23 protein-coding genes are annotated in these 23121 nt (G+C 37.7%); 2 read left to right on the top strand and 21 right to left on the bottom strand.

The genetic code is table 11. The features are described 5' to 3' along the window. Positions 1-238: 238 nt before the first annotated feature. The 7 genes from dnaB to rpsF all read right to left on the bottom strand — a co-directional run bounded on the left by dnaB (position 239) and on the right by rpsF (position 7097). Positions 239-1600 (bottom strand): replicative DNA helicase, encoded by a 1362-nt coding sequence (gene dnaB / locus ACMZ42_RS12030; protein ID WP_370077916.1) that lies wholly within the window; start codon positions 1598-1600, stop codon positions 239-241. 13 nt (positions 1601-1613) lie between these two features. Beyond that, positions 1614-2060 carry a 50S ribosomal protein L9 gene (rplI, locus tag ACMZ42_RS12025; protein ID WP_053482928.1) on the bottom strand — a complete coding sequence of 149 codons (447 nt, stop codon included), beginning with the start codon at positions 2058-2060 and terminating at the stop codon, positions 1614-1616. After that, on the bottom strand, positions 2057-4030 hold the full coding sequence (locus ACMZ42_RS12020) for a DHH family phosphoesterase (protein WP_402869893.1): 1974 nt from the start codon (positions 4028-4030) through the stop codon (positions 2057-2059). Before ACMZ42_RS12020 ends, rplI begins: the two co-directional genes overlap by 4 nt. A gap of 12 nt (positions 4031-4042) precedes the next feature. Continuing rightward, the gene (locus ACMZ42_RS12015) at positions 4043-4984 is read right to left on the bottom strand and encodes a YybS family protein (RefSeq protein ID WP_370077920.1); all 942 of its coding nucleotides are present in this window, start codon (positions 4982-4984) and stop codon (positions 4043-4045) included. A 937-nt stretch (positions 4985-5921) separates the two neighbouring features. Beyond that, the gene (rpsR, locus tag ACMZ42_RS12010; protein ID WP_004233359.1) at positions 5922-6158 is read right to left on the bottom strand and encodes a 30S ribosomal protein S18; all 237 of its coding nucleotides are present in this window, start codon (positions 6156-6158) and stop codon (positions 5922-5924) included. 38 nt (positions 6159-6196) lie between these two features. After that, positions 6197-6769, bottom strand: coding sequence for a single-stranded DNA-binding protein (gene ssb / locus ACMZ42_RS12005; RefSeq protein ID WP_079563368.1), 573 nt, complete (start codon positions 6767-6769; stop codon positions 6197-6199). Positions 6770-6809: 40 nt separating this feature from the next. Beyond that, the gene (rpsF, locus tag ACMZ42_RS12000) at positions 6810-7097 is read right to left on the bottom strand and encodes a 30S ribosomal protein S6 (RefSeq protein ID WP_053482932.1); all 288 of its coding nucleotides are present in this window, start codon (positions 7095-7097) and stop codon (positions 6810-6812) included. Positions 7098-7269: 172 nt separating this feature from the next. Here rpsF and ACMZ42_RS11995 point away from each other — a divergent pair, with 172 nt between their 5' ends. Beyond that, positions 7270-7830, top strand: a complete 561-nt coding sequence (locus ACMZ42_RS11995) for a DUF3267 domain-containing protein (protein WP_402869890.1) — start codon at positions 7270-7272, stop codon at positions 7828-7830. Positions 7831-7895: 65 nt separating this feature from the next. Here ACMZ42_RS11995 and ACMZ42_RS11990 read toward each other — a convergent pair whose 3' ends face one another. The 4 genes from ACMZ42_RS11990 to ACMZ42_RS11975 form a co-directional block, all read right to left on the bottom strand. Next, positions 7896-8936, bottom strand: a complete 1041-nt coding sequence (locus tag ACMZ42_RS11990) for an acyl-CoA dehydrogenase (protein WP_415731620.1) — start codon at positions 8934-8936, stop codon at positions 7896-7898. An 84-nt stretch (positions 8937-9020) separates the two neighbouring features. Beyond that, positions 9021-10121: a redox-regulated ATPase YchF gene (ychF, locus tag ACMZ42_RS11985; RefSeq protein WP_402869887.1), complete on the bottom strand. Its 1101-nt coding sequence runs from the start codon at positions 10119-10121 to the stop codon at positions 9021-9023. A 228-nt stretch (positions 10122-10349) separates the two neighbouring features. Continuing rightward, positions 10350-10550 carry a DUF951 domain-containing protein gene (locus tag ACMZ42_RS11980; RefSeq protein WP_370077973.1) on the bottom strand — a complete coding sequence of 67 codons (201 nt, stop codon included), beginning with the start codon at positions 10548-10550 and terminating at the stop codon, positions 10350-10352. A gap of 1 nt (position 10551) precedes the next feature. Then, complete coding sequence (locus ACMZ42_RS11975; protein ID WP_370077929.1) at positions 10552-11436, bottom strand: mechanosensitive ion channel family protein; 885 nt, start codon at positions 11434-11436, stop codon at positions 10552-10554. 93 nt (positions 11437-11529) lie between these two features. Here ACMZ42_RS11975 and yyaC point away from each other — a divergent pair, with 93 nt between their 5' ends. Further along, positions 11530-12162 carry a spore protease YyaC gene (gene yyaC, locus ACMZ42_RS11970; RefSeq protein ID WP_370077931.1) on the top strand — a complete coding sequence of 211 codons (633 nt, stop codon included), beginning with the start codon at positions 11530-11532 and terminating at the stop codon, positions 12160-12162. Here the strand turns inward: yyaC and ACMZ42_RS11965 are convergent. From ACMZ42_RS11965 to yidC, 10 genes are all read right to left on the bottom strand, one after another. Continuing rightward, positions 12079-12795, bottom strand: coding sequence for a DUF554 domain-containing protein (locus ACMZ42_RS11965; RefSeq protein ID WP_415731619.1), 717 nt, complete (start codon positions 12793-12795; stop codon positions 12079-12081). The two genes, yyaC and ACMZ42_RS11965, sit on opposite strands and share 84 nt — an antisense overlap. A 78-nt stretch (positions 12796-12873) precedes the next feature. Continuing rightward, positions 12874-13728, bottom strand: a complete 855-nt coding sequence (locus ACMZ42_RS11960; protein ID WP_402869883.1) for a ParB/RepB/Spo0J family partition protein — start codon at positions 13726-13728, stop codon at positions 12874-12876. Then, positions 13721-14482 carry a ParA family protein gene (locus ACMZ42_RS11955; RefSeq protein WP_142510024.1) on the bottom strand — a complete coding sequence of 254 codons (762 nt, stop codon included), beginning with the start codon at positions 14480-14482 and terminating at the stop codon, positions 13721-13723. The genes ACMZ42_RS11960 and ACMZ42_RS11955 overlap by 8 nt, the downstream gene beginning before the upstream one ends. A gap of 660 nt (positions 14483-15142) precedes the next feature. Continuing rightward, positions 15143-15286, bottom strand: a complete 144-nt coding sequence (locus ACMZ42_RS11950; RefSeq protein WP_415731618.1) for a hypothetical protein — start codon at positions 15284-15286, stop codon at positions 15143-15145. A gap of 114 nt (positions 15287-15400) precedes the next feature. Next, positions 15401-16300, bottom strand: a complete 900-nt coding sequence (gene noc, locus ACMZ42_RS11945; RefSeq protein ID WP_415731617.1) for a nucleoid occlusion protein — start codon at positions 16298-16300, stop codon at positions 15401-15403. Between the two features lie 179 nt (positions 16301-16479). Further along, a complete protein-coding gene (gene rsmG / locus ACMZ42_RS11940) occupies positions 16480-17196 on the bottom strand; it encodes a 16S rRNA (guanine(527)-N(7))-methyltransferase RsmG (RefSeq protein WP_402869879.1) in 717 nt (238 codons plus the stop codon). A 166-nt stretch (positions 17197-17362) separates the two neighbouring features. Beyond that, a complete protein-coding gene (gene mnmG / locus ACMZ42_RS11935) occupies positions 17363-19258 on the bottom strand; it encodes a tRNA uridine-5-carboxymethylaminomethyl(34) synthesis enzyme MnmG (RefSeq protein ID WP_370077943.1) in 1896 nt (631 codons plus the stop codon). A gap of 28 nt (positions 19259-19286) precedes the next feature. Continuing rightward, the gene (gene mnmE, locus ACMZ42_RS11930) at positions 19287-20672 is read right to left on the bottom strand and encodes a tRNA uridine-5-carboxymethylaminomethyl(34) synthesis GTPase MnmE (protein WP_370077945.1); all 1386 of its coding nucleotides are present in this window, start codon (positions 20670-20672) and stop codon (positions 19287-19289) included. 844 nt (positions 20673-21516) lie between these two features. Further along, a complete protein-coding gene (jag, locus tag ACMZ42_RS11925; RefSeq protein WP_402869877.1) occupies positions 21517-22326 on the bottom strand; it encodes an RNA-binding cell elongation regulator Jag/EloR in 810 nt (269 codons plus the stop codon). Beyond that, positions 22323-23093 carry a membrane protein insertase YidC gene (gene yidC / locus ACMZ42_RS11920; protein WP_402869875.1) on the bottom strand — a complete coding sequence of 257 codons (771 nt, stop codon included), beginning with the start codon at positions 23091-23093 and terminating at the stop codon, positions 22323-22325. Before yidC ends, jag begins: the two co-directional genes overlap by 4 nt. Between the last annotated feature and the right edge of the window lie 28 nt (positions 23094-23121).

The following is a 23121-nucleotide window of genomic DNA, read 5'->3' as shown; positions in this document are numbered from 1 at the left end:
GTTAGATACGATTTGTATCTCAATTTTTAAGCCGTTAATTATTGTAACAATGATAGAAACGCCTAGTCAACAAAAATACTTAAAAACACGAACGTAAAATCAAAAAATATGATTCAACGTTCGTGTTTAATAACAGAATGATATGAATATTATCTAACATTCAGATTAATTCCGTATTTGCGTAATCTCCAACGTTGAGTTCTTCTAAAAGAAGGTTCTTATGAATGAAGATAAATTTTTAATCACGTGGAGGTGGTGGCGGCATTTGCGACCAATCCACATTAATGAATTTATTGAATTCCTTTTTAAAAGCAAGTGTAACTGTACCCGTTGGACCGTTACGCTGTTTAGCAATAATAATTTCAATCATATTTTTACTCTCAGACTCTTTATCGTAATAATCATCACGATATAAGAAGGCAACAATATCAGCATCTTGCTCAATACTTCCCGATTCACGTAAGTCACTCATCATAGGTCGTTTATCTTGACGTTGCTCAACGCCACGAGATAGCTGTGATAATGCAATGACCGGAACCTTTAATTCACGCGCTAGACCTTTTAAAGAACGCGAAATCTCAGATACCTCTTGCTGACGGTTCTCCCCTGGCTTACCACTACCTTGAATGAGCTGTAAATAATCGATCAAAATCATACCGAGACCATGCTCCTGTGCTAAACGTCGACATTTTGCTCGAATTTCATTGATACGTACACCTGGTGTATCATCAATAAAAATTCCAGAATTCGATAAACTCCCCATTGCCATAGTTAGTTTACCCCAATCTTCCGTTGTTAAAGCACCTGTACGTAAAACTTGTGCATCTATATTTCCCTCCGCACAAAGCATACGCATAACTAGCTGCTCAGCACCCATCTCTAAGGAGAAAATTGCAACATTTTCACGTGCTTGAACGGCAACACTTTGCGCAACATTCAATGCAAAGGCTGTTTTACCTACAGAAGGACGTGCCGCTACAATAATTAAATCGTTGCGCTGGAAGCCAGCTGTTATATGGTCTAAATCACGGAAGCCTGTCGGGATACCTGTAACATCACCTTTTTGTGATTGCATCTTTTCGATGTTATCAAAGGTTTCCACCAATACGTCTTTGACATGCTTAAAGTCACCCGCATTTTTACGATTGGCTACCTCCATCATTTTCTTCTCTGCTTCGCCTAGTAATGCCTCTACCTCATCCTCACGAGTATAGCCATCTTCTACTATTTTAGTAGCTACACGAATTAAACGACGTAATAGAGCCTTTTCTTCGACAATTTTCGCATAGTGTGCGACGTTAGCAGCCGTAGGGACAGCATTGGCGAGCTCTAGTAAATACGATAGCCCGCCAACATCCTCAATTTCTTTTTTAGCTGATAATTCTTCAGTAACTGTTACAACATCTATCGCTTTTCCTTGATCACTTAAACGTAGCATCGTTTCAAAAATTGTCTTATGTGCATTATGATAAAAATCATCTGCTAGCAAAATTTCAGATGCAGTGATTAACGATTGAGGATCGAGGAAAATTGCACCGATAACCGATTGCTCTGCTTCCCGGTTATGCGGTGGAACGCGATCCATCATCGGTTCGTTCATGGATCGTCGCCCCTTATTCTTCCGTTACATGAACTTTTAATGCTGCAGATACTTCATGATGTAGTTTTACAGGTACATTTGTAAAGCCTAGCGCACGAATTCCATCGCTTAAAGTCATTTTACGTTTATCAATTTTTATGCCATGCGTTTTTTGAAGTGCATCAGCAATTTGCTTTGTAGATACTGAGCCAAATAGGCGACCACCTTCACCTGATTTTGCTTTTAATTCTACTGTTAAAGCTTCTAATTTTTCTTTTAATGCTTTCGCTTCAGCTAATTCTGCAGCAGCATTTTTAGCTTCTAAATTCTTTTGACCTTCTAATTGGCTTAATGCTTGTGCATTTGCTTCAGCAGCATAGCCATTTTTAATTAAGAAGTTTTGTGCGTAGCCGTCTGCTACATTTTTAACTTCCCCTTTTTTCCCTTTTCCTTTAACGTCTTTTAAAAATACTACTTTCATGATTCCGAACTCCCTTCGAGTACCTCATTTATGGCCTCTTCTAAATATTTTCTTACTCCAGCAATGGAATTTGCTTCGACTTGGCAAGCAGCATTCGTTAAATGTCCGCCGCCGCCTAGCTTTTCCATAACAAGCTGCACGTTTACTTCGCCAAGTGATCTTGCACTTATGCCGATTTTGCCATCTGAACGATGCGCAATGACAAAGGAAGCACCAACATCCTTCATTGTTAGTAAAATGTCTGCTGTTTGCGCAATTAGTACAGAATCATACACTTTCGCTTCCTCACCTACAGCAATAGCAATACCCGGCTTCACGAACTTAACTGTTTGCACTATTTTAGAACGCTCGATATACGTATCGACGTCTTCTTTTAATAATCGCTGTACTAGCACTGTATCGGCACCATTTGTCCGTAAATAAGAAGCCGCTTCGAACGTACGGGCTCCTGTACGCAATGTAAAACTCTTCGTATCAACAATAATTCCCGCCAGCAATGCCGTAGCCTCTAACATATTAATCTTTGCACGTTTTGGTTGATACTCGAGTAACTCTGTTATAAGCTCTGCTGTAGATGATGCATATGGCTCCATATAAACAAGCGTTGGATTTTCTATAAAATCCTCACTTCGACGATGATGATCAATCACCACAACTTTTTCAGCCAGCTTCAATAGCTGTGATTCGATGACTAAATCCGGTTTATGCGTATCGACTATAACGAGCAAAGATTTCTCTGTCATTCTTGATGCAGCTTCCTCTGGCGTTAGGAAACTTTCATAGAAATCCGATTTACTCTCTATTTCATTCATTAAACGTGTTACACTTCCGTTTAATTCCTCAAAATTTACGATCACATAGCCCTTCACATCATTCATTTGTGCCATTTTACGTACACCAACAGAGGCACCAATAGAGTCCATATCAGGGTTTTTATGTCCCATAACAAATACTTGGTCACTATCCTGAATTAAATCACGTAGTGCATGGGAAATAACACGTGCTCTAACGCGCGTACGTTTCTCAACAGGGTTCGTTTTCCCGCCATAGAATTTTAGTTTTCCTGTAGGTTGCTTGATAGCAACCTGATCACCACCACGGCCTAAAACAAGATCTAAACTTGATTGTGCTAGTTCACCAAGCTCTACTAATGAAGATGATCCTGCACCAACTCCAATACTTAATGTTAATGACATATTTTTTTGCGCTGTTTTTTCTCGAATTGTATCTAGAATGGCAAATTTTTTCTTCTCAAGCTCCATTAAAATGGATTCGTTTAATACAGCTAAAAAACGATCGGATGATATTCTTTTGACAAATATCCCTTGTTCAGCCGCCCAATCATTAACAATGGATGTCACCATCGTATTCGTTAAACTACGTGGTTGGTCATCCATTGCTTGCGTAATTTCGTCATAGTTATCAACAAATAAAATCGCAATAACTGTACGATCTGCATAGTATTGCTTTTCAATAGCTATCTGCTCAGTGATATCAAAGAAATATAGTAAATTCTCTTCTTTTTTATAATAAACTCGATATTTACGATCACGGAGCGTAATCGTATCTTCGTTTGTCTCTTCGCTCTTCATTAGCACGTAAATATCGTCAGATATATTAACGATACCTTCACCTACTAAATTCTCCATATTTAAAACGCCTTGCATATATGGATTCGACCATTCTATTTCATATTGATCATTGACAAGTAAAATCCCGATTGGCATTTCAAGCAATGCCTCTTCCCCAACTTTTTTCATGCGGAAAGAGATAGATTCAATATGCTTTTCTGTTTCATCAAAGGTAATCTTTTCTACCTTCCACGTATAGGCCATTAATAGAACAAAACCTACTCCATAACCGATACCTATCCCGATATTCCAAATACATAGAAGCATGAACGTCACAATGCCAAAAATGGAAAGAACAAAAAGCGGATAGCGGATTGGTCGTTTTCTAAAAGTCCCCATTACATCAGCCCCTTATTCTTTAGTTTTCCCTTTCACAAGTGAACGTACGTCGAAACCTAAATCTACGATGCCTAGCAATATCATAAAGGATGCTAGTGGTAAGGCTAACAAAGTTGCTATCCATTTTACAACATTCGGCATTCCCTTTTTAGAAATAAAATAATGTATAAAGGAAATCCCCTGCAGGAGTAATAACACCCATAATATATAAGAAAAATTTAAAATAATAATATCTAATGTAGATCCAGATTCTGGACGCATAAATAAATTAATGCATAAAATAATCATGTAATACCATAAAATAGATCGTGGTAGACGCATATGTTGGAACGGTGCAAATTTTGGTACATTCAAACCTAATCTCTTTAATACAGATAAATTCACTGTCACTAATACAAATGCAACTAAAAATGCGCCCAAAGTTACTGTTGATGGAACAGTAGATTCCATCATCTTTGTTACTGCTTCTATCTGTTCAGGAGTCACAGCTGATTGTCCAGGAATATTTTGAGATAGTGCTGTAGTTTGTTCATAATTTTTTCTTGCTTCTTCTATACCAATCTCAATCATATTAATGCCTGCTAAACGCACATATGCTAAAAATACAACTGCAGTTGATAACAATATGGCAAGTCCTGATGACATAAATAAATATAATTTACTTTTTTGTCGGCGTATTGCATCGCCTATAATTATTCCGACAATCGCGAAAATAAACGCGAATGGAAGCATGATTAATCCACTTGTTAAAAACGTTAGGATACAACCGACAATTGCTATAAATATTGATGTGGAACGCTTATATTTTGCGCTATACCAAGAAAACGGTAGCGGTGCAAATAAAAATACTAACATGAGAGCAAATGGAATATACGCAGATAGTATCATCATCAAGGTGAAAATTGCCACCATTGCAGCACCTTGTACAAGCGCCTTCGTTTGATTATTCGGCATTGAAAACCTTCCTTTTTTCAGCTAAACTTACTGACCTTTATTGTACCATTTTTTCAGGTTATTGAACAAAAAACGCTAAGAACAACTGATTGCTTTGCCATTAATTTTGTAGAACCAATGACTAAAGCGTGAAATACATAGCTATATAGAAGATTTTTTACCGAAAAAGAACAAATTCATTCATTGATTATATATATGTGTTTCTCAAATTTTTTCAACAATAAAAAAAGCAACTTACGACAGTTACTAATACATGAAAAAAGGCTTTTAATCGAAATGATTATAAGCCGTTTTGTTTTAAAAAATGTTACTTAGTCGATTGTTTCTCAATCTCTAAAATTTCATCTTTTCTTTATTCATGTCTACTAAGAGTGTAATAAATTCTTATGATAATAGCAAATGGTAATATATAGAGCAATTACTGAGATCAACTAAGATCGTCGCCATAGCGTGGGAGTTGATTTCCGTTCCGACCGGGCGCTTTGTTGTTACTGTCGCTACGCTTTCGCACAGATAAAACAATTGCTGACGCTTCGCTTTCGCACAGAGCAAAGCTTCCTGGGGGCGTCCGATGAGCCGCTTCGCTTCGCTGCAGGGTCTCGGGCCAACACGATGTTGGTCACGAAGGCGTTATCACAGGATGTGATGGTTTTAGCCTTCGTTCCTCTATCGCTGATCCCCAAGGAGTCGCCCGGTCTCCACTCCAATCAACATGACATACATTTTAACCATCCTCATCTTTTGGTGATGTGCTATAAAATAAACGATATTACCAGAATCGGGATATTCATTCTCGATTTCCCTACCCTATGTGATTATTCACATGTTAACCTTCTAAAATTTCTATACTGGCGGTTACAAGATTAGCAACTCCATTTTCACAAATAAAAAAAGCACAATCAAAGCGATTAAACCTTGTTGTGCCTTTATTTATATCTTATTTATCTTCTGCTACGAATGGAAGTAATCCCATGATACGAGATACTTTGATAGCTGAAGTTAATTTACGTTGGTACTTTGCACTTGTGCCAGTTACGCGACGTGGTAAAATTTTACCGCGCTCAGAGATGAATTTTTTTAATAAATCTACATCTTTGTAGTCGATGTGCGTAATATTGTTTGAAGTGAAGTAGCAAACTTTACGGCGTTTGCGGCCTCCGCGACGTGGTGCCATAGTGTGTCTCCTCCTTATCATTTTTTATTTTAGAAGTATTAGAACGGTAAGTCATCCTCAGATACTTCTATCGGTCCTTTGCTATTAGCAAATGGATCCTCATCTACACGTGTATAATTCGGCTGATTCACAGGTGGTTGATTTTGCTGATAAGCATCGCCGCCAAATGAACCCTGCCCTGGCATAGCACCACCAAACTGTTGTTGTGGTTGACCACCGCCATATGACGGTTGGTTATTACCGTAAGTCTGTCCACCACCGTATTGAGGAGATGCAGGAGCACCACCACCATTACGAGGTTCTAAAAACTGTACGCTATCGGCCACTACATCTGTTGTGTATACTCGCTTACCATCTTGTCCTTCGTAACTGCCTGTTTGAATGCGACCTTCCACTCCAATTAAACTTCCTTTTCGCATGAAGTTCGCTAGGTTTTCGGCCTGTTTGCGCCAAGCAACACAGCTAATGAAATCAGCTTCGCGGTCACCTTGTTGGTTTGAGAATGTTCGATTTACAGCAACTGTAAATCTTGTAGACGCAACACCATTAGGCGTATAGCGTAGCTCAGGATCTTTTGTTAGTCTTCCAACTAATACGACACGGTTTATCATCAGAAATGCAACCTCCTTTTTTCAGCATTTTGTTAAATGATTATGCTTCTTGGCGAACCGCAATGTGACGAATGATATCTTCGCTAATGTTAGCAAGACGTGTGTATTCGTTAATTGCTTCTGAAGTAGCGTTTACTTTCACGATTTGGTAGAAACCTTCGCGGAAGTCTTGAATTTCATAAGCTAAGCGGCGTTTGCCCCACTCTTTTGATTCGATGACTTCTGCACCGTTAGAAGTTAAGATTTCGTTGAAACGTTCAACTAAAGCTTTCTTCGCTTCGTCTTCAATGTTCGGACGTACGATGTACATTAATTCGTATTTTCTCATCTGTTTACACCTCCTTATGGACTTAGGCTCTCCTATAAAAGGGAGCAAGGAGCAAGTAATAATTATTACTCACATCAATGAATTGTAACATATATATACATGTCTTTCAAGTCGCAACCAAACAATTCTTTCTATATAATGAACTTAATTCATGAATGAACGGAGGATCTTCATGCAACCAGATAAAGAACCTATCGTAATAGAGTTGGATATAAAAAAACTAATGATGGACAATATTGTTGTCACAAGTGGTCTCGTCATATTGTTTGTAGCTATTCAATATATTTGCTTTAAAGATTTTGATTTTTCATTTTGGACTATGATGATTGGATCTATCCTTTTCGTTATTCTGTATATTGTTTTCATTGTCTTACATGAAGCCTTTCATTTAATTGGCTTTATGGTCTTTGGAGGCGTACCCTTTAAATCATTAAAATATGGCCTGAATTTAGAGCTGGGCGTAGCGTACGCAACAACTGAACAACCGTTACCGAATCATGCAATGAAAAAAGCTTTATTACTTCCATTTTGGACAACTGGCGTCCTCCCGACAATTGCTGGTTTTTATTTTAACAGTACTGTTTTAGTATTAGTCGGAGCTTTTTTAATAGCTGGGGCAGTAGGTGATTTTTCCATGTATAAAGAACTGCGCAAATATCCAAAAAATGCATTAATAGAGGATGATCCTCACTTACCAAAGCTTTACGTATATATGCCTGAGGAAAAGAAATAAACTTTCATGCAAGTCACGTTACAAATAGAATCTGCTTGGCTATAAGTAGATTCTATTTGTGACTGCTATTGTGTTAAAAAACCATGCTGGGCAGCTGTATATAAATTTCTCCAAATACGATTAATTGAAGATGTCTCCGTAATTGCATCCATACCAAGCCTGCGTATTAAGTTATTGGCAATGTCTATACAAGCCGCTGCAGTATCTTTACTTATTCGTGAAAATTGTTGTAGTTCTTCTTCAGTCAACTTATGACCTTCTTTATGTTTTTGCCAGTGTTCATTCAACCTTGAGTAAAATTTCTCTTCAAGCTGTCTAAAGTTCTTCTGTTGCTGCATCAATAGAAATTGTATTGCGCCCATACGTTCAGTACCGCTTGGATCATGCTTTCTTTGCTTTACTAAAATAGACGCCTCTTCTAAGAAATTTTCTGTTATCCCAAGACAAACGCTTATAAAAGAGGCTTCTGCAAATGCACCAAACGGAAAACTATGTACCGCACTTCCATACTTGTTTTTAATTGTGCCTAATTGGAATGTTTCCTCTTGTGGTACCCAAACATTTTGCACACGAATCGTATGACTAGCTGTCGCTTTTAAGCCCATTGCTCGCCAATCATCAAGAACCTCTACATGATCACTATTTATTGAACAACTAATTATTTCATCTGTTCTAATACCCTCATTCTCGACAAAGCAATTCATCGTAAAAGTTGTAGCATAATCTGCTCCACTACAATACTTCCATTGACCTGTTACTCTATAACCATCATCTATTTTTACTGCTGTACCCGTAGGATAGCCACTACCTGCTACGACTCCATTTCTTGGTGAAAATATTTTTTCACAAACTTCTTTATTTAATGCTGGAATAAACGCGTTACCCCCTGTCCCTATTGTGACAAGCCAGCCAAAGTTGCCATCAAGTGTAGACATCTGCTGGAATACTTTAATGCCCTCTAGTAGATCTAAATCTTTACCGCCTAATTCCTTTACAGTGAATAGCTTAAACAATTGATGCTCATAAATAAGCTCTAGTATATCTTCTGGTAATCTTCCTAGCTGTTCAATTTCTAAACCACGTTCTTTTATTTGTAATATGTCCATACCTAACCTCCCATAGGATTGAAAATTCAGATAAGTATATAAACAAAAAAGGCAATCCATTGAAAGATTGCCCCTGTTTGTATTTTACACATTGAAACGGAATAACATAATATCGCCGTCTTGTACTACATATTCTTTACCTTCAAGACGTACTTTACCAGCTTCTTTAGCAGCAGGTTGAGAACCAGCTTCTACTAAATCATCGAAAGCAACTGTTTCTGCACGAATAAATCCACGTTCAAAGTCTGTATGAATGACTCCTGCACATTGTGGTGCCTTCATACCTTTACGGAACGTCCATGCACGTACCTCTTGTACACCAGCAGTGAAATAAGTTGCTAGTCCTAGTAAATCATATGAAGTACGGATTAATTGGTCTAAACCAGATTCTTTAATGCCTAGTTCTTCTAAGAACATTGCTTTTTCTTCATCATCAAGCTCAGAAATTTCTTCCTCGATTTTTGCACAAATTGTGATAACTTGAGCACCTTCAGCAGCTGCATACTCACGTACCTTTTGCACGTATTCATTATTATCTGCGTCGGCTACTTCATCTTCTGAAACATTCGCCACATAAAGCATAGGTTTAATTGTTAAAAGATGAAGCCCTTTAATAACCTTTAACTCGTCTTCTGAAAGCTCTGCAGCGCGCGCTGGTCGGCCGTTTTCTAATTGTTCTTTAATTTTCATAAGAACTGGTTCTTCAATCATTGCTTCTTTGTCTTTTTGCTTTGCCATTTTGCTAACACGTTGTAATCGCTTATCAACAGATTCTAAATCTGCAAGTGCAAGCTCTAAATTAATAACTTCAATATCGTCAATCGGATCAACTGCACCTGATACGTGTGTAATATTTTCATCTACAAAGCAACGTACTACCTGGCAAATTGCATCTACTTCACGAATATGAGCAAGGAATTTGTTCCCTAAACCTTCACCCTTTGAAGCACCTTTTACGATCCCAGCAATATCTGTGAACTCAAATGCTGTTGGTACTGTTTTTTTAGGTATTACTAATTCTGTTAATTTATCTAAACGTGCATCTGGTACTTCAACAATACCGACGTTTGGATCGATTGTTGCGAATGGATAGTTTGCAGCCAATGCGCCCGCTTTTGTAATTGCGTTAAATAATGTTGATTTTCCAACGTTAGGTAAACCAACGATTCCAGCTGTTAATGCCATGTATGGACACAACCTTTCTATGATCTGTTCAAATTTGCTCTTATCTCCCGTACTAACGGATACTGTGAGGTTACAGAAGTCCTCACTGATTAATCACTGTATAACCCTATCTATTATATTGATTCACTCATAAAAAGTCTAATATACATCAATTTCGCATTGGCGTAATTGCATAGGTTTTATCTTCAATCAGTGGGTGTCAAAACACATACTGATTAAAGATACAAACTATTCTTCACTAGCGGAAATTAAAACCTTTTTCATTTTTTTCTCAAATTCGCGGCGCGGAATCATGACACTATGCTGACAGCCTTCACATTTAATGCGGACATCCGCACCCATCCGAATAATTTTCCACATATTAGTGCCACATGGATGCTGCTTTTTCATTTCAACAATATCGTTTAAACCAAATTTCTTCGCTTCCATATTACTCATTTCTCCCCTCTTCATTTCCATTTACACCATAGAACATCATTTTCGGATGAGCCATTGGTATATTATTTTCTTCAAAGAGTTTTGTAACATCGCGACGAATAGTACGAGCCACCCCGTATTGTTGTTGTGGTAATGTTTCTGCGGCTATACGAATCGTTACCTCTGTACCCTTAACATTTTGTACACCTAAAAAGACAGGTACTGCTACAAGTTCCTTATGAATTTCAGGTAAAGTATCTAAATACTTTTTAATAATAGCCTCAGCTTTTTCAAACTTGGCATCGGTCGTCATTTGTAAATCTATATAAATTTTAGAGTTGTTGACAGAGTAATTGACAACATCACCAATCGAACCATTCGGAATAATAAACTGCTCCCCTGTAGAACCATTAACCTTTGTCGTACGTAAACCGATTTCTACAACAGTTCCTTCAGCTGAATTTATTTTTATATAATCACCAACACCAAATTGGTCTTCAAAAATAATAAAGAATCCAGTAATGACATCCTTCACTAAACTTTGCGCACCAAAACCAATGGCTAAACCGACAATCCCTGCTCCAGCCAATAACCCCGCTATCTTAATCTCCAAGATAGAGAGAATAGCAACGATTGCTGAAAAATAAACAACATAGGAAATGACACTTTGTAATAATCTTGAAATTGTTGTTTGTCGACGTTCTGAATGGTCTAAAGGTGAACGCATACGCATTAAAAACACTTTTTTAATAAACTTTTTTCCTAATCGTACAGCTAGCCACGATGCAATCAAGATAATAGTAATCTTAACCGAAACTTTTGTTATATTTATCCAAAGATCCTCTGACATCAGCTTGTCCCAACCGTTTTTTATTACCCTTTCGTTAAACCAATCCATTATTACCACCTCTTGAATAACTTGCTAAAAATTTGCGTATACTGCATAAAAATCGAGCACTTCTTACAAATAAAAAGGAAAGTGAGTTTTTTTATGAATACTATACCAAAATTGTTACTCCCTTATTCTCTTCATCATGAAAGTAAAAATATCGTTTGGCAGTTGAGTACATTATTTTTAGAACATATACCCTTTCATCATGAACGCCTTATTTTCTGTTGTATTGGAAGTGACCGTTGTACAGGTGATACACTTGGGCCATTAACAGGTAGCTTCTTAAAAAAGTCTGTTAGTTTTCCATATGAAATTGTAGGCTCTTTAGACAATCCTTTGCATGCTCTTAATTTAGACACTACTATGCAACAGCTACACAATCATACTATAAAACCATTCATTATTGCGATTGATGCATGTCTTGGAAGTGAACAAAATGTTGGACATATTTCTGTACAGAATGGACCTATTTTTCCGGGAAAAGCTGTAAAAAAAGAATTACCTCCCATCGGCGATATTTCCATTAAAGGAATAGTCAATGTTGGAGGCTTTATGGAAATGCTTGTTTTACAAAATACAAGACTTCATATTTCTTATGCAATGGCGGAAAAACTTTCAAGAGCTCTGTTGCTCGCTGCACATCGTTACTCACTGAAAAATATAGAAGATAGCAACCACAATGCCGACAATGATGAGACCTGGCAACAAGTTAGCAGCCTTGATCTTAGTTAAGCCTGCTATATTTAAACCAATGGCAAAAATCATAACACCACCTACAGCAGTCATTTCTTGAATAAACATTTGTAGTGCAGCATCTGGTATAAAAGAGCTGATAACACCTGCAAAAAGTGCAATTAATCCTTGATAGACGAATACAGGTACTGCAGATAATAGCACTCCAATACCTAATGTAGATGTTAAGATTATCGATATAAATCCATCGATTAATCCTTTCGTAATAAGTATATTATGATCGTTACGCAGACCACTATCGAGTGCACCAATGACGCCCATGGAGCCAACTACAAATATTAAAGATGCCGTTACAAAACCTTCTGCTATGCCAATTTGATTATTATCAGTGCGATTTTTACTAAATAAAGATTCTACCCATTTTCCAAGTCTATTCATTTGCTTATCTAAATCTAACCACTCACCAATTACTGTACCTACCACTAAACTAATCATTAAAATAATAAAATTATCACTTTCAAAGCCCATTTTAATCCCTAAAAGTGCAACTGCTAAACCAATAATCGATAATACAGTAGATTTCATCGATTCAGGAATATTTTTGAAGATACGTCCTACTAATGCACCTACCATAATAAGCAAAGCGTTAATTAATGCCCCTAGTAATACCACGTCCCAACCTTCCTTCTCTCTAGAAAAATAGAGAGCGCCTTGTAGTTCGGCGCTCTGATCACGTTATCGATATTTCTCTTATTCTTCCTCTTCCTGTAAATTTAATATTTCTAAAATACGTTCTAAATCATCTTCAGAGTAAAATTCAATTTCAATTTTCCCTTTATTATTAGCTTTCCTAATTTGTACATTTGTTCCAAAGTAATCACGTAACTGTGATTCCTTTGCTGCCACGAATATATCTTTTTTCTTTATTTGAGTTGTTTCACGTGAAACTTCTTCATTCAAATTGTGTACTAACATTTCAACTTGCCGTACGTTTAACCCTTGTTTAATGACCTTATTTGCCACTTCTGATATTCTTCTTTTATTTTTCAATCCAAGTAACGCTCGTCCTTGCCCCATCGATAGTGTTCCATCATTCATAAACTCACGAACATCCTCTGGTAATGCAAGTAAACGAACATGATTGGCAATATGCGGTCTACTTTTCCCTAATCTTTTGGATAGCTCCTCTTGTGTTAAATGTAAGCTTTCCATTAAGCTTTGATATGCTTCAGCCTCTTCAATAACTGTCAAATCTTCACGCTGTAAATTTTCTAAAATAGCTAGTTCCATCATTTGCGCATCTGATAGCTCTTTTATAATAGCTGGAATAACCTCTAAACCTGCTAATTGAGTCGCTCTATAACGGCGTTCTCCAGCAACGATTTCATATTTACGTCCTTTTTTACGTACAGCAATCGGCTGTAAAATACCATGTTCCTGTATAGAGTCAGCTAATTCTTGTAAAGTTTCTTCATCAAAAATTTTACGAGGCTGAAATGGGTTCGCGGCGATAAGCTCTAATTGTATTTCTTCCACTTGCCCACTTTGTTCTATAGACTCTCCAGGAAATAATGCGCCTATGCCTCTTCCTAAACCTTTAGCCATTTTTAATCACTTCCCTCGCCATCTCTAAATACACTTCTGCACCTCTTGATTTTGCATCATAAATGATAATCGGCTGCCCATGACTTGGAGCCTCACTTAATCGCACATTACGAGGAATAATTGTTTTGTATACTTTATCCTGGAAATACTTTTTCACCTCATCAATAACTTGTAAGCCTAGGTTTGTTCTAGCATCAAGCATCGTCAACAATACACCGTCAATGTATAATTGCTGATTTAAATGTTTTTGCACTAAACGGACAGTTGATAACAACTGACTTAACCCCTCTAATGCGTAATATTCGCATTGTACAGGAATAATAAGCGCATCCGAAGCAGTTAAAGCATTAATTGTTAGTAGCCCTAACGAAGGCGGGCAATCAATAATAATATAATCATAGTTTTCTTTTACATCTTGAAGTGCGTGCTTTAAACGTACTTCTCTGGAAATTGTTGAAACTAATTCAATTTCTGCTCCTGCTAGTGAAATGGTTGCTGGAACGATTGCTAAGTTTTCGACATTTGTTTGTTGAATGACATTTTCAACGTTTTCATCATCAATTAATACATCATAAATGCAGCCTTGAAGTTCTCCTTTATTAACACCAAGTCCACTTGTTGTATTTCCTTGTGGATCAGTATCGATTAAGAGCACTTTCTTCCCTAAGTATGCTAGACAAGCGCTCAAATTGACCGATGTCGTTGTTTTTCCTACGCCACCCTTTTGATTGGCGATTGCTATAATTCTACCCATTTAAAAGCACCTGCTTTCATCTATCAAAGTTCACTTTGATAAATCATTTGTAAAATCACTGATCAATTATGCCTCGGCATAATTGTGTCCGGATTCGGCTTTGTGCTTAGGCCTGCACGATGCAGGTCAGTTAGCCGTTATCGCATGGATGCGATGGTTTTAGGCTAACATCCTCTAAGCACTCCTTTCCGAATCCGTGACATCCGCCGCCGGAGGCTTTAGGCCAACAGATGTTTTTTGCGCGAAAGCGTAGTGCTAACGTAGCGTCAGCAGCACGAAGTTGGTTACTCAGTCGTGTGTTGTTGCTGTCGCTTCGCTTTCGCACAGATAAAACCGTGTTGCTGTCGCTTCGCTTTCGCACAGATAAATTGCCACAGGACGTGGCGTTCTTAGACTGAGTTCCCCTATTTCAGCGGATGTTTGGACACCTGCTGAAAAGTAACTTAAACCCGCATTCATATTACCACTTATAGAGGTGAGAGACTTCTGTACCTGTCGCTACGCTTTCGGTACAAAAAACACTTACTGAAAGAAGTTAAATATCTCTATCTTACTTTCATTCTATCAAAAAAACAGAAAATAGTTGTATAAAATATTAAGAATATATGCAAAAAAGGAGACATCTCAGAAATATTACTGAGATGCCTCCATAGTAAAGAGCTATAAAAGTGGCTCATCATCATAACGTAACGTTGATTTCCGTTCCGGCTGGGCGCTTTGTTGCTGTCGCTTCGCTTTCGCACAGTAAACATTTGTTGCTGTCGCTTTGCTTTCGCGTAGAGCAAAGCTTCCTGGGCCTTCCAACTCCCGCTCCTATCAACTTATATACCTGGTATACGTTATACAAATGTCATCCTCAACTTTGATGATGTTATGAAAGTCAATTCTTTATTTTTCTAATATAATTTCAATTACGACTTAAGACTTTTTCTTTTTAGGTATTTTCACTGTAATTTGATAATATTCCTCTGTGTCTTCTTCTTCAGTCTTAACTGTTATACCGCTCTTTGTTACCATAGATAACGATTGTTTAATCGTATTTAAGGCAATGCGTACGTCTTTACTAATGGCCTTACGTTTCGGCTTTACTTTCTTTGGCTCCGCTTCTTCTTGAACTTCTGCCTCCGGATGTAATAAAGAATAAATTTGTTCTTCTAACTGACGAACATTCCAATCATTTTCAATCGTTTGTTGTAAAACTTCTAGCTGTAACGACCGATCTTTAATTGCAATTAATGCACGTGCATGTCGTTCAGAGATTTCACGCTTCAAAATAGCTTGCTGCACTTCTTCAGGCAGCTTTAGTAAACGTAATTTATTGGCTACCGTGGATTGTCCTTTTCCAAGTCGTTGGGCAAGAGCTTCTTGTGTCAGCTCATGAAGCTCTAATAATTTTTGATAGGCAACAGCTTCTTCAATTGCTGTTAACTCCTCACGCTGTAGGTTCTCGATTAACGCGATAGAGGCTGTTTCCTTATCAGATAAATTTCTTATAATTGCCGGGACTTCTGTCCATTGTAGCTTTTTCATTGCTCGATAGCGACGCTCACCAGCAATGATTTCATATTGATTTTCTGCTGTTTTACGTACAACAATTGGCTGAATTACACCATGTGTATGAATGGTTCTTGATAATTCTTCAATTTTTTCATCATCAAAAATAGTACGTGGCTGAAAACGGTTAGGCACAATTTGATCAATAGGCAGCTTTATAACTTCTTCTGCTGCATGAACCGTCTCTGCTTGTTCTACTTCATTTTTCACAATAGGCTCAGTTTTATTTCCGCCTCCAAAAAAACGTGAAAAAGGACTTTTCATCCAAGTGGCACCACCTTTAAGTAACTATCTTGCTCTGTTTCATTCTATTATTATTTATTATATTTCTTAAAATGTATATAGTTCGTAGATGTCATTTGCGTGAACCATCCATAACTAGTATGTATGCTCAAAATAGAAAAAATATTTTCTACTTTGAGAAGTTTCACATGAAACACTAATTATTGAATTGGTGTTTTATTTGGTACACCTGGTTTACGCGGATATTTTTTCGGTGTTCCTTTTATTTTATCAAAGATATATAACATGCGGTCACTTTCTTCAACAGGTAGTAGGAAAGAAAATTCTTCTTTTAGCGTAACCCCTAATGTGGCCAATGCTTTTTTTGCATCTTTTAATTCTTCCGCACCAGCTGCTGCTTTTAAAGCAACAAAATAGCCACCTTGCTTTGCTAGTGGTACACATAACTCCGATAAGACCGATAATCGGGCTACTGCACGAGCTGTTACAACATCAAACTGTTCACGATATTTCGCATTTTGTGCAAATTCCTCTGCACGGGCATGTACGAAATTCATATTATCTAATTGTAACTCATCACTTAAATGATTTAAAAATGTAATTCTTTTATTTAAAGAATCGACAATTGTTACATGTAAATGTGGGAAACAGATTTTAATTGGAATACTTGGAAAACCAGCACCTGCTCCAACATCACAAACTGTCGTCACTTTTGAAAAATCAAAATAGAAAGAGGCACTAATCGAATCATAAAAATGCTTTAAATAAACACCTTCTAAATCCGTAATAGCAGTTAAGTTCATCTTTTCATTCCACTCAACAAGTAACTCAAAGTATTTTTTAAATTGAGCAATCTGCTTTTCAGAAAGTTCAATGCCCTTTTTCTTCAGAGCCTCGATAAATTGTTGTTCGTTCATGTAAAGTCTCCTTTTTCTAACTGGCTTTACTATCCCTATTATTGATTTGTAAGCATGTATTCGTTCACATTTACAAATCAACTACTATATAAAAATAAGATTAGCCTTAAAAATAGGAAGCGGGCACAAAGGTATGCCCGCCTCTTATTCACTTTACTGTTGTTCATTATTCGCCGCTGACGCGGGCAATTTTACCTTGCTCAATATAAACAAGTAATATTGAAATATCTGCTGGGTTTACACCAGAGATTCGCGATGCTTGGGCAATGGAAAGTGGTGTAACTTGTTTTAATTTTTGTCGAGCTTCTGTTGCTAGACCTGAAATAGCGTCATAATCGATATTTTCAGGAATTTTTTTATTTTCCATTTTATGAAGCTTCTCAACTTGTTGCAATGCTTTTTCAATATAACCTTCATACTTAAGCTGAATTTCAATTTGTTCCTTCACTTCATCCGAAAACTCTATGTCTGCTGGAATTAACGAAGAAACTAACTCATAATGCATTTCTGTACGTTTTAATAAATCTGCTCCACGGATACCATCTTTTAGCTCACTACCACCTACAGAGCGAATAGTAGCTTGTGTTGCTTCATTTGGTTTAATAATCACTTCACGGAGACGTGCAATTTCGTTTTCAATCAGCTCTTTTTTCTCATTGAATGTTGCATATCTTTCTTCAGTAATCATTCCCATATTATAACCTAGCTCTACCAAACGTAAGTCAGCGTTATCATGACGAAGTAGTAAACGATATTCTGCACGAGATGTTAGTAAGCGATACGGTTCATTTGTTCCTTTTGTTACTAAATCATCAATTAATACGCCAATATAAGCATCTGAACGACTTAAAATTAATTCTTGTTTTTCAAGCACATTAGCAGCAGCATTTATCCCAGCCATTAAGCCTTGAGCAGCCGCTTCCTCGTAACCTGATGTTCCGTTGATTTGACCAGCAGTATACAACCCTTTAATACGTTTTGTTTCTAAAGTTGGCCACAATTGTGTTGGCACGATTGCATCGTATTCAATAGCATAGCCAGCACGCATCATTTCTGCTTTTTCTAAGCCTGGAATTGATTTTAGTAAACGTGTTTGTACATGCTCTGGTAAACTAGTCGATAAACCTTGTACATATACTTCACGTGTATTGCGACCTTCTGGCTCTAAGAAAATTTGGTGGCGCGGTTTATCGTTAAATCGCACAACCTTGTCTTCAATAGAAGGGCAATAACGTGGACCCGTACCTTTAATCATCCCTGAGTACATCGGTGAAAGATGTAAGTTTGCCTCGATAATTTCATGTGTTTCTAGGCTTGTATAAGTTAACCAACAAGGAAGCTGATCCGTGATGAATTCAGTTGTTTCAAAGCTGAATGCACGTGGAACATCATCTCCTGGTTGAATCTCTGTTTTATCATAATCAATCGTACGGTTATTCACTCGTGGTGGTGTACCTGTTTTAAAACGCACAAGGTCAAAACCAAGCTCTTTTAAGTTATCAGCTAAACGAATTGACGGTTGTTGGTTATTAGGACCACTTGAATATTTTACGTCACCAATAATGATTTCACCACGAAGGAATGTACCTGTTGTGATAACAACTGTTTTAGCGCGGTAAATAGCACCAATTTGTGTAATAACACCTTGTACTTCCCCGTCTTCAATTATTAGCTCTTCCACCATTCCTTGCTGAATTGTCAAATTCTCAGTTTCCTCCAACACACGTTTCATTTCTTGTTGGTATAAAACTTTGTCCGCTTGTGCACGTAATGCACGCACAGCAGGACCTTTCCCTGTATTTAACATCCGCATTTGAATATGCGTTTTATCAATAACTTTCCCCATGACGCCACCTAATGCGTCAATTTCTCGTACTACAATTCCTTTGGCAGGACCACCAATGGAAGGATTGCATGGCATAAATGCAATCATATCTAAATTGATTGTTAACATCAGTGTGTTAGCACCCATTTTGGCAGCAGCGTGTGCAGCTTCAGAACCTGCGTGACCTGCGCCAATTACGATAACATCAAACGTGCCTGCCTCATAATTTGTTGGCATAGCTCGTATCTTCCTTTCTTTAGTAAAATTATTTTCCTAAACAGAACTGTGAAAATAACTGATTGATTAGGCTTTCTTGTACTGTGTCGCCAATAATTTCCCCAAGTATTTCCCAAGTTCTAGTAACATCTATTTGCACCATATCAACAGGTACACCAGCTTGTGCTCCAGCTAATGCATCCTCGACCGTTGCTTGTGCTTGATGAAGTAATGCAATATGTCTTGCATTTGAAACATATGTTAAATCGCCCGCTTCAATTTGCCCTTCAAAGAATAGCGCAGCAATCGCTTCCTCTAGCTCTGCGATGCCCTCTTCCTGTAAAAGAGAAGTTGTCACAACGCGATGATTGCCTGCTAGCTCTTTGACACGAGCTACATCAATTTTTTGCGGTAGATCTGTTTTATTGACAATAACGATGTAATCCATCGCTTGAATTGTTTCGAATAGACGCTCATCTTCGACAGTCAATTCCTCTGCGTAGTTTAAAACAAATAAAATTAAATCTGCGCCACGTAACGCCTCACGTGAACGTTCAACACCAATTCGTTCGACGATATCCTCTGTCTCTCGAATACCAGCTGTATCGACTAAACGAAGCGGAACACCACGTACATTCACATACTCTTCTATAATATCACGAGTTGTACCTGCTATATCTGTCACAATAGCCTTATTCTCCTGTACTAAGCTATTTAAAAGAGAAGATTTCCCAACGTTTGGGCGGCCTAAAATAACAGTTGATAGACCCTCTCGTAATATTTTCCCTTGAGAAGATGTTTGCAAAAGTTTAATAATTTCATTTCGTACCCATGTACATTTTTCTACTAATACGGGAACTGTCATCTCTTCTACATCATCATACTCCGGATAATCTATATTAACCTCTACTTGTGCTAATGTCTCTAGTAATGCTTGGCGTAAGTCACCAATTAAACGCGATAATTTGCCATCCATTTGTCCCAACGCAACATTCATCGCTCTATCAGTTTTTGCTCTTATTAAATCCATGACTGCCTCAGCCTGTGATAAATCGATACGTCCATTTAAGAATGCGCGTTTTGTAAATTCACCTGGCTCTGCGAGTCTTGCTCCATTTGTTAATGCTAGCTTTAATACACGGTTCACCGAAACTAGTCCCCCGTGACAGTTAATTTCTATTACATCCTCACGAGTGAATGTTTTAGGTCCGCGCATTAATGACAGCATTACTTCCTCTACAACCTCATTTGTTTTTGGATCGACCAAATGTCCATAATGAATTGTATGTGAAGCCTTCGTTGCTAAACTTTTACCACCAGGCGATCTGAATATTTTATCTGCAATCGCGACTGCTTCGTCCCCACTTAAACGAACAATAGCAATAGCTCCTTCACCCATAGGTGTGGATATCGCAGCAATTGTATCGAACTCCATTTAATGACCTCCTTAACGTTATCCACATGTGGATAAATAAAACCGACCAATACTTACTAACACCTTAGACTAACATATTTTTTGCAAAATCTAAAGTAAGGATAATTTCCAATTGTGGATAATCAGAAAGCTCTACATTATAGCACGTATTTCGACAAAAACTGCGAATGCTAGAACGTTCTTTCTAGATCATAAAAAAACTATTTTGCCAATGAATAAAGTATGCTCTTCGGCAAACGGGGGGTTGATTTCCGTTCCGACTGAGCGCTTTCCTGGGGGCGTCCGATGAGCCGCTTCACTCGCGTTGCTCGCTCCAGGGTCTCATCTGTGACGCTGATCCCCAAGGAGTCGCTCAGTCTCCACTCCAATCAACTACTTGGCATATATCTTCTGGCATGTCACTCAAAATTTATAGTGATAAAACAAAAACTTCAGCTATTTTTGTCTGTGCGAAAGCGAAGTGGTAGCAATAACTGGTGTACAATTGTGTCACTGTTATAAGTCTTTTCTTTTCTATTTATGGTAAGTGTTCACTTTTGAATTGAATGATACTTATAAAAGTTCTACACTATCGCTGATTGGAGTGGAAGGCTATTCGACTCCCGTGGGAAAGCGAGACAGGCGAGACCCTGCATGTAGCGGATGTTTTCCGTGCGAAAGCGAAGCGACAGCAACGCCAGCGGAGGAAGCGAGTAGCCTGGAACGGAAATCACCCTCATCTGAAGTAACCACAACATTCACAATGATTCCCTTGACCATCTTATTATTTCAACAACATAAAAAAGTCATTTTATCATGAAGATAAAATGACTTTTTATTTTTGTCTGTATGTTTTTTACGAAGTTTAGCCGTTCTTTACAGGTTCAATGACTAAATAACGATTAGGCTCCGTTCCTTCTGAGTATGTTTCAATATCAAGGCGATTTGCCAATTGATTATGAATAATTTTTCTCTCGTACGACTGCATTGGCTCAAATGTCACACGCTGATTTAAGCGAAGTGCTTTATCCGCCATACGATCTGCTAGTAACTCCAAAGCTACTTGACGACGTTCACGATAGTTTTCTACGTCTAATTTCACCATTAAGAACTGCTTGGCACTTTTATTTAATACAAGTTGTATTAATTGCTGCAAAGAATTTAATGTTTGACCACGTTTTCCTATAAGCAGTGCAGCTTTCTCGCTTTTCAGTTGAAATATGACATATTTCCCTTCACGTGTCGTTTCAATTTCAAGATCATGAATATCCAATTGTTCAGCAATATTTACTAAATAAGTCTTTGCATCTTCAATTGGGTTTACCGAGGATTCTTCTTCCTCTTTTTGTACCTCTACGACTTGTTGAACAGCTTCGATATCACTTAGTTGTTCAGAAACTTGTGAACTTATTGTTTCAACATCATCTATTACTGTTGGTTCGACAAATTGAGTCGTATTTTGCTGTTCAGCTTTTTCATCTTCAATTATCGGTCGAACCTGTACTTCCTTTACTGTTACACGAACTTCTGCAGATCGTGCCCCAAAACCTAAAAATCCTTTTCTACCTTCTTGTAAAACTTCAACATCTACTTGTTCACGGGTTTTGCCAAGTTTCTGTAACGCCAATGAGATCGCTTTTTGTGTTGTTGCGCCTATTTGCGTAAGTTGTTTCACTTTTTAGCCCCTCCATTTTGAGCAGGTTGTGTTTTATTTTTCTCCCAAGGTTTGTAAATAAACAGGTTTTGAGCAATCGAAATAATGTTACCGACTACCCAGTATAATGATAATGCTGCTGGTAATGCCATACCGAAAGCAATAATCATAAATGGCATAATGTACATCATTATTTTCATTTGAGGGTTATCCATCGCTGGGCCCGTACGTAAAACTAGGAATTGCATTAAACCAGCAGTAATTGCTAATGCCGGTGCTGTTTCTGCTAATGGGAAAATAAAGAAATTCCCTAAATCAAAAGCAGGTGTAGCATTCATACGACTAATCGCATGGTAGAAACCAATTAAAATTGGCATTTGAATGAATACAGGTAAACATCCAGCAACTGGATTGACACCAGACTCACTCATAAGCTGCATCATCTCTTTTTGATACTGTTGCTGTGTCTGTGCATCCTTAGAAGCATACTTCTTTTGCAATTCCTTCAATTTCGGCTGAATTTCTTGCATTTTTTTAGAGCTCTTTGTTTGTTTAATCATCAATGGAAGAACGGCTAAACGAATAATAATCGTTACAACAATGATCCCCCATGCATATGAACCGAGCAAATCAGCAAAGTATTTTATCGCTGACACTAAAGGCCAAACAATGAATTCATTCCAGAAGCCTGTGCTTTCTTTGGAGATTGGTTCTTTAAATTCTGTACAACCAGATAGTAGTAATGCTACTGATGCTAGCGACAAAATTACCCAAAGTTGTTTCTTCAACCTTTTTCCCCCTACAAATACTATTCAC

It is taken from the genome of Lysinibacillus sp. NPDC056185 (assembly GCF_047737915.1).
Taxonomy (GTDB): Bacteria; Bacillota; Bacilli; order Bacillales_A; family Planococcaceae; genus Lysinibacillus.
Note: the sequence above shows the minus strand (reverse complement) of the source record. Positions and strands in the feature narration are given on the sequence as shown.